1 protein-coding gene and 1 pseudogene are annotated in these 1531 nt (G+C 70.6%); both read right to left on the bottom strand.

All coding sequences use genetic code 11. The features are described 5' to 3' along the window. Positions 1-553 (bottom strand): annotated as a pseudogene (locus ACNFOC_RS54250) (hypothetical protein); the annotation flags it as partial. 130 nt (positions 554-683) lie between these two features. Continuing rightward, positions 684-1178, bottom strand: a complete 495-nt coding sequence (locus ACNFOC_RS54245) for a DUF1877 family protein (RefSeq protein ID WP_416966293.1) — start codon at positions 1176-1178, stop codon at positions 684-686. Positions 1179-1531 lie beyond the last annotated feature (353 nt).

The raw sequence follows: 1531 nt of genomic DNA, 5'->3' as shown, positions 1-1531 counted from the left end.
GGCCTGCACGGAGGTTTTCATCGAAGTGCCCTCTCTGGTGGGCGAGTTGGTGACTGGGTGGCTTGGTGACTGGGTGAGGTGTGGACGTCCGCGGGCCCGTGGCAGGGTGCGTGGAGTGCGGCTGCGGCACGAACGGAGCGCTGATGGTGGGGCCGCCCAGCGCGGAGCTGATCAGCAGGGCGACATAGCCGCCGGCGGGGATCACCAGGAGCCGGGCGGCGCGGAGCACGCGGCGTCGGCGGCGCCCCGAGGAATCGACGAACACCGGCGCTCTCGTCAACGCGTTCGGTCCTGGTACGGGAAGCTCCGACGGGTCGGCCTCCGGGAGCGGCACGGTGAGGACGTCACCGTGGGGAGAGTCCCACTCCGTCGTGACGGGGTCCCAGGTCGGCGACTCCGTGTCGGCCATCGCGCCGCCGTCGTACTCGTGGCCGTAGGCATACGCGTACCCGGCGCCCCCATACGGATCCTCGCCGTACGCCCCGCCGCTTTCGTCCGTCCACTGCACGAGTCGTGCCCCCTGTCCTGATCCGACCGACACGGTCGCCCGCATGGACAGAGCGAACGCGGCCGGAAGTGTTACACCTCGGTTTCGCATAACGGATCAATGGGGCCTAAATGTGCAAGCCGAACAAGAAGTTGACTGTCGGCCTCAGGTTTCCGGCCCAGACCCTTCGCGTGTCTCAGGCCGGCAGCCACTTCACCACCGCGTCTCCGTGCTCGGCCGTCTGCGTGTAGAACGCCTTCAGCTCCTGGTGCGCGGCCGCGAACGCACCCCGGGTCTCGGGCTCCGCGGTCACTCCGCCGTAGCGCGGCACCAGTTCGTCGCGGGCGACGTCCCAGAGCGCGTCGAAGTCGGCCGTCGCCAGGAAACCGGCAACCCGGCGGACCTGGGCCGCCGTCAGCACGAGAAACGGCGGCTTGTGCGGGTCGGGGCGGAACACCGGGCGGCCACCGAGCACCACCTGGGTCCGCGGCCGGTCCTCGGCACGGTGCGAGAGAGCACCGGCGTAGATCCGCTCCTGGTCCAGATAACGCTTGTCCAGCACCTCCTCGTGGTGCCGGCCGAGCCGGTGCCGGACGGTCGCCGAGCTGTCCCCGAACAGTCGTTCAAGCCAGGTCGCGCTGTTGCGCAGTGCCGGGGGCGGCACCGCTCGCAGTCGGAGGTACGTACTCATGCCAGAAGGAGCGCACGGGGGCGCCGAAGCATTACGCGACCCGGCGGACCGGCGTACGTGGTGATTTCGCCCGCGCCGCGTCCAACTGCACGCCTGCCGTTGGTACGTGGCGCGTGTGGGGCGGCCGGAACCCGCGCAGTGGGCGGATTCCGGCCACCCCGTCCCTCTCCGCACCGCTCACAGGGGGGGGAGTCACAAGCGGTACGGAGAGAGGTCAGGGGGACGGGGTGCGGTGTCGACATCCGGCGGGCGGTCGCCCTCGGCCCGTGTCGTTCCGAACCCGGTACTCACCCAGCGCTCGGCCAACGCGAAACGTCACCGGGCGGGGGCGGTACCGACCCCCCCCACCCCAC

This window comes from Streptomyces colwelliae (assembly GCF_048158785.1).
In the GTDB taxonomy this organism is placed as follows: Bacteria; Actinomycetota; Actinomycetes; order Streptomycetales; family Streptomycetaceae; genus Streptomyces.
The sequence above is the reverse complement of the archived record's forward strand: the minus strand, read 5'-3'. Positions and strand labels throughout refer to the sequence as shown.